Source organism: Micromonospora sp. KC606 (assembly GCF_004348675.1).
Lineage (GTDB): Bacteria > Actinomycetota > Actinomycetes > Mycobacteriales > Micromonosporaceae > Micromonospora.
Genome location: NZ_SMKN01000046.1, coordinates 23,790 through 29,789 on the forward strand (window position 1 = coordinate 23,790; position 6,000 = coordinate 29,789).

Here is a 6,000-nt window from a genome sequence, read left to right on the forward strand (position 1 = left end):
CATGCTGGCTGCGCAACGTCGTGACCTTTTGCTGGACCGGCTGCGCCGGGACCGGCGTGTCATCGCCAAGGACATCGCGACCGAACTCGGCATCTCGGAGGACACGATCCGCCGCGACCTGCGCGACCTGGCCGCGATCGGGTTGTGCCAACGGGTGTACGGCGGCGCGTTGCCCGCCTCCCCGGCGGTGGCCGATTACCCGACCCGCCGACTGCTCCGGGTGGACTCCAAGGAACGGGTCGGCGCCGCCGCCGCCGCGCTGATCCAGCCCGGTGCAACGGTCGTCGTCGACGGCGGCACCACCGCGCTCGCCGTCGCCCGCGCCCTGCCCGCCGCGCTGCGGGCCACCGTGGTCACCCACAGCCCCACGGTGGGCGCCACGCTCGCCGAGCACCCGAATGTCGAGGTCTACCTGCTCGGTGGTCGGCTCTTCAAGCACTCGGTGGTCGCCTGCGGTGCCGCCGCCGTGGAGGCCGCGCAGGCGGTCAACGCGGACCTGTTCCTGCTCGGCGTCACAGGAGTCCACCCCGACGCCGGCCTGACCACCGGTGACGCCGACGAGGCCGCGATGAAACGGGCGCTCGCCCAACGGGCGGCCGACACCTACGTGCTGGCGAGCGCGGAGAAGATCGGGGCGGCGTCGCGCTTCACGGTCCTTCCGCTGAGCGCCGTCGCGGGCATCATCACCGACGCGCCGCCGGAGGACGACACCCTGCGGCGGCTCGTCGAGGGCGGCGTCGCGATCGTCCATGCCTGATGTGCGCGGTCATCCGGCGTCGTCGTGGTCCAGCGCGACGAGTGCCCCGCCGCACGCCCGGCCCTGCCGCACCGCCTGGCGGCCGGCCGCACGCCGACCCGCGGCGCCCGTCCGATCGCCGATTCAGGCGCGGCAGCCGGCGCCGCACGCCGGCACCGGCAGGTTTCCCGCCTGATTGCCGCCTTTCCTGTTTCAGGAACTACTTTCAGTGAGATCCGCCGGTGTCACCCTGCGCGCGCAGAGCCGGGCCCCCGCACGCCGAGGCCAGACCGAACCGGCCGACAACGGTGAGAACCCGGATCAACTGCAGAGCATCCACTTCGCCTGCCATGTTCCGAGATGCGCAACGAGCACGTGAAAAATGGTGCTGCCACCGGAACCGACTGGGAGAAATGGTTAGAAGGACTGACTAATCATGCATTGACGGTCAGGGGCGACCGCGCTGAATGACATCGACATCCGACTTAACGGTAACGATGCGTAACCACCCGCTCGCGATCGATATTGCCGCCCGAACCTGGTTCGGCTAGCATCAGATCAGTCATTGGGGCAATGATTCCCGGCATCAATACCGTCGCCCGTCGCAAGTGATGACCTTGCAACGAAGGGGAAATGGAGAACGGTTGACGAATCCGCACCTCGCGACCTGAGGGAAACGTTCGTCGATTCCGGAGGCATTGCCGAGGTGGCCGTCGAAAAAGGGGGAGAAATTGACGGAGCCGAGCGAGAAAGCCGCCGAACGCGTCATCGAGTTCATGCATGACAATCTCGGTGAACAGCTCACGATCGACGACATGGCTCGGACGGCGTTATTCAGCAAGTTCCACTTCTCTCGGATCTTTCAGCGGGCGACGGGGTTGTCGCCGGGCCGGTTCCTCGCGGCCCTGCGGCTCCAGCGGGCCAAGCAATTGCTGGTATCCACGTCCCTGAGCGTGGCGGATGTCAGCCTCCGGGTTGGTTACGCCAGCGTCGGCACCTTCAGCTCCCGCTTCACCCGCAGCGTGGGCCTGTCGCCGACGACGTACCGGCGGCTCGGGGGGTTCACCACCCAGGTGCCCGTCCAGGACGGGCACGCCGCCGTCAACCGGCCGGTTGGCCGCGTGCAGGGCCGGCTGACCTGCCCACCGGAGTTGCCGGGCAGCCGGATCTTCGTAGGCGTGTTCCCGGAACGAATCCCCGAGGGCCGACCGGTCCAGTGCTGCATCCTCGACCGTCCCGGCGAGTTCGTGTTCGACCGGGTGCCGGCCGGGGTGTGGCACATTCTGGCCCACTCCGCCGTTGAGGAGCCCACGTCCCCGACAACCGGCACCCCCGTCGGCAGCCATGGCCCGGTGGTCGTCCGGCGGGACAGCCTCCTGGAGGTGGAGATGTCCATGCGACCAATGCGGATCATCGACCCGCCCGTGCTGCTCGCCCGGCTCGACGTCCGACGCTCGGCCATCGAACGGGCCGCCGCCGGACGGCAGCCCGTCGGGCTCAGCGGCGGTTGATCGCACGACCGCCCGGCCCGCCGGGCCATCCGGCTGGTCGGGCGGACGCCCGCCCGACCATGCCTCCCGCTGCTACTTGACGACCTTGAACCGTAGGTGCGTCACCTCGGGGGCGTGCACGGCGCCGAGGCTCTCCAGGGTCACCGTGCCGCCCAGGTCGCCGAAGAGCCGGATGCCGTTGGGGATCAGCACCGGCCGGACAGCCAATCGGATCTCGTCGACCAGCCCCGCCGCCAGGCACTGCTGGGCAATCTGGGCCCCGCCGCCGATGACCACGTCCCGGTCTCCCGCGGCCGCCTGCGCCAGACGCACCGCGGCCTCCACTCCGTCGGACACGAAGGTGAAGCGGGTCTCGCCCCTCGCCGGTTCGTCCGGCGTGCCGTGGGAGACGATGAAGTGCTCCACCTGGAACGGATTCGCCGCGAAGCCGTCCTGGCTGGCGCCACTGTCGTACGTCCGCCGGCCCATCACCATGGCCCCGATCGTCGACATCTGCTCCTCCACCACCCGCCGGTTCTCCGGCGACGGCGAGAAGAACCAGTCGTGCAGCCCTTCGGGCTCGTCGTGGGGGCCGGCGACACACCCGTTCACCGACATCGTCATGTCCAGCACGACCTTCCCCATTCGTACCTCCGTCATCTGGTGGTTTCCGGCAGTTCGGTCAACGTCCGGCGCGCCGGTCACGCCGGGGCCCGGGTGGACGAGGCCCTCCCGGGCAGCCCGCGTCGCCGCACCGCCCGGCGCCAGGCCACGCGGTGCCCGGCCCGCGCCAACCGGATCGGTCCGCCGGCCGAACCGAAGGAGAACAGAAGGGTGGGTAGCGCGAGCAGCCAGCTGGCCGGTGTCGTCCGGGATGTCGTGCATGGCAGGCCCTCCATGTTGCCGAATCTGGTCCCTCGTACAGATCCACCGGACACCGGAAACTCATCGGTGCGGCGGAGAACGTCGGTTCGTCATACTCTTCGCCACGTGGCGGCACACGGCCGACCTACAATCGGCAGCGAGCCCGGGAGGGCAGGCGATGACGGTCGACAATGCGGTCCGGGCGAGTTTCTCGCACCTCACCGAACCGTTCCGGCACGAACTGCTGGTGCACTGCTACCGGATGCTCGGCTCGGTGCACGACGCCGAGGATCTGGTCCAGGAGACCTACCTGCGCGCCTGGCGGTCGTACGACGGTTTCGAGGGGCGTTCCTCGCTGCGCACCTGGCTGTACAAGATTGCTACCACCGCCTGCCTGCGCGCGTTGGAGAACCGCAGCCGCCGGCCGCTACCGATGGGGCTCGGCACGCCGAACGCCGATCCCGAGGAGCACCTGGCCCGGGACGACGACACCGACTGGCTGGAGCCGATCCCGGACGCGATGCTCCGGTGGGAGCGGGAGGACCCGGCCGCCATCGTCAGCGTCCGGCAGGGCGTCCGGCTGGCGTTCGTCGCCGCGCTGCAACACCTGCCCCCGCGCCAGCGGGCCGTGCTGATCCTGCGGGACGTGCTCCAGTGGCGGGCGGCCGAGGTCGCCGACCTGCTGGACCTCAGCACGGCGGCGGTCAACAGCCTGCGGCAACGGGCCCGGTCGAGCCTGGACAGCCTGTCGCCCCGGGAGGAACAGGTCACCGAGCCCACTACCGCGGCGGAACGGGAGCTGCTCGACCGGTACGTGGCAGCGTTCGAGAACAAGGACATCGCCGGGCTGGTGCGGTTGTTCGCGCCAGGCGCGGCGTGGGAGATGCCTCCGTACGCCGGGTGGTACCGGGGGCCTGCCGACATCGGCCGACACCTCGCGCTGCGTTGCCTCTCGGATCCCGGGCCGGTGCGGCTGGTGTCGGCCCGCGCCAACGGCCAGCCCGCCCTGGCCACCTACATGGGCGGCGGGGGAGGCGACTTCCGGCTGGTCAACCTCCAGGTGCTCACCGTTGTCGGGGCGGCGGTCGCGCGGATCACCGCGTTCTCCGACCCGCTACTGTTCGCGGCGTTCGGGTTTCCCGTGGCGGCGTCCGGGCGGCGCCTCGACGAGCTGACCTCGCGGGCCGCCGGCAGGCGGGCGGGGTTGTTCCGTGGCGTGTCCCGCTGGCCGGAGCCGTACTGGTCGAAAGGCGCGGATGCGGGTGCCGGTCGTGCCAGCACCCGCATCCGGTGGAGGTCAGCCGGCGACGCCGGTTACCGTGCTGCCCGACTTGGTCACCCGGTAGCTGACCTGCTCACCACTCCAGAAGTGGAAGGTGAGGGTTACTGGGCGGTTGTCGGCGACATCGGCGAAGAAGGCCGAGGTCAGGGTGATCTGGTTGGTGCTGTAGTCCGGCGCGAACGTCACGTCGAACTCCTTGTACGACGTCCAGTCGTGCGGGCCGGCGTTGCTGCCGTCGGCGTACTTGGCCTCCATCGTGGCGAGTTGGTCGCCGCGGAACTGGGTGGGGATGGCGAAGGAAGTCGTCGTTCCGGTGGCGTTGGACAGGACCGGTCGGTCGTAGGTGATCACATTGACCCGCCAGGGGACACCCGCCGAGAACCGTAGGTGCAGCGTCGCGTTGACCCCGTACGCCCGGTTTCCGGTGAGCCGGGTGAGTGCGGCGGCGGTGAAGGTCAGCTGGTCCCCCGAGACGGTGTAGTCGGTGCCGCGGACCAGGTCGGAATTGCCCTGCCGGACCCCGACGAAGGACGTGCCGTTCAGGTTCAACGTGAGGGTCTTGCTGGTTACGGCGCTGGCCTTCGCGTTGAACAGCAGGTCCGACGACGCGGTGCCGGAGCGGGTCGTCCAGCTCGACCTGATCTGGGCGAACAGCTCCGGGTCCTTCCAGACGAAGGATGTCCGGTCGAAGTGCTGCCCATTGTCCCAGAGCATCGTGGTCAACTGCCGGCTGCGCGCGTAGTGGCCGAGGAACTCGAAGAACTTCAGCTTCTCGCCCTGCTCGATGGTGCCGGTGTGCCGGTCGAAGCCGAGCAGGCCGTACTCGCCGATGATGACCGGGATGCGCCGGGTGACGAAAGAGTTGTAGACCCGGTCGAAGGAGTCGGTGAGATCCTTCTGGACGGTGGCGTCGAAGCGGGTGCCGCCGGCCACGTTGACGCTGAACGGCCAGTAGCCGTAGAAGTGCACGGTCGCGATCAGGTTCGGGTCGTCGAGGGTGTCGAAGGTGGTCACCAACTCGTCGACCCGGGGCTGCTCGCTGGAGGTGTGCAGGGTGGGCAGCACGAGCAGCCGGCTGGCGTTGTTGCCGCCGGAGGCGCGCACGATCCGGTGGAAGGACGTGTTGAGTTCGTGGAGCAGCGTGGCGTTCTGGGCGTCGCCGGAGCTGCCGGTGAACTGCGGCTCGTTGACGCTCTCGAAGACCAGCTTCGGCGAGTGGTTGCGGAACGTGTTCGACAGCTGGGTCCAGACCGCGTTGTACTTGTTCAGCACGTTGGTGCGGTCGGTGGGCATGGTGTTGATCCACTGCCACGAGTCGTGATGGATATTGATCATCACGTAGAACCCGTCGGCGAGGGCCCAGTCGACCACCTCCTTGACCCGGTTGAGGTAGGCGGCCTCGATGGTGTGGTCCGGCGCCCCGCCCAGGTGCGCCGACCAGGTCACCGGGATGCGGATGCTCTTGAAGCCCTGCGCCCTGACATTGTCCAGCAGGGCTTCCGTGATCCGCGGGTTGCCCCAGGCGGTCTCGTCGGCGCCGACGGCGTCGAGCGAGTTGCCCAGGTTCCAGCCGGGCTGCATCGCGGCGACCGCCGCCATCGCGTCGCCGGTCGGGGGCGGCGTGGTGG

Annotated in this window: 4 protein-coding genes and 1 pseudogene; 3 read left to right on the top strand and 2 right to left on the bottom strand. The window is 69.2% G+C overall.

Going from position 1 to position 6,000, the window contains the following annotated elements:
• Position 1: 1 nt before the first annotated feature.
• Together E1193_RS12620 and E1193_RS12625 are read left to right on the top strand one after the other, a co-directional pair.
• Positions 2-757 (top strand): DeoR/GlpR family DNA-binding transcription regulator, encoded by a 756-nt coding sequence (locus E1193_RS12620; protein WP_132183371.1) that lies wholly within the window; start codon positions 2-4, stop codon positions 755-757.
• A gap of 755 nt (positions 758-1,512) precedes the next feature.
• The gene (locus tag E1193_RS12625) at positions 1,513-2,247 is read left to right on the top strand and encodes a helix-turn-helix transcriptional regulator (RefSeq protein ID WP_165945720.1); all 735 of its coding nucleotides are present in this window, start codon (positions 1,513-1,515) and stop codon (positions 2,245-2,247) included.
• A gap of 72 nt (positions 2,248-2,319) precedes the next feature.
• Here the strand turns inward: E1193_RS12625 and E1193_RS12630 are convergent, their stop codons facing one another.
• Positions 2,320-2,871 carry a dihydrofolate reductase family protein gene (locus tag E1193_RS12630; protein WP_279433329.1) on the bottom strand — a complete coding sequence of 184 codons (552 nt, stop codon included), beginning with the start codon at positions 2,869-2,871 and terminating at the stop codon, positions 2,320-2,322.
• A gap of 397 nt (positions 2,872-3,268) precedes the next feature.
• On the opposite strand from E1193_RS12630, the pseudogene E1193_RS12635 reads away from it, so the two are divergent.
• A pseudogene (locus E1193_RS12635) lies at positions 3,269-4,264 on the top strand (sigma-70 family RNA polymerase sigma factor); the annotation flags it as partial.
• A 123-nt stretch (positions 4,265-4,387) separates the two neighbouring features.
• On the opposite strand, the gene E1193_RS12640 reads toward E1193_RS12635, so the two are convergent.
• Positions 4,388-6,000, bottom strand: a 1,613-nt coding sequence (locus E1193_RS12640; RefSeq protein WP_132183373.1) for a cellulase family glycosylhydrolase, incomplete at its 5' end; no start/stop codon positions are given.

Excerpts from the sequence above, each read along its gene's own strand:
- E1193_RS12620 (WP_132183371.1), top strand. The coding sequence starts at position 2 with ATGCTGGCTGCGCAACGTCGTGACCTTTTGCTGGACCGGCTGCGCCGG.
- E1193_RS12625 (WP_165945720.1), top strand. The coding sequence starts at position 1,513 with ATGCATGACAATCTCGGTGAACAGCTCACGATCGACGACATGGCTCGG.
- E1193_RS12630 (WP_279433329.1), bottom strand. The coding sequence starts at position 2,871 with ATGGGGAAGGTCGTGCTGGACATGACGATGTCGGTGAACGGGTGTGTC.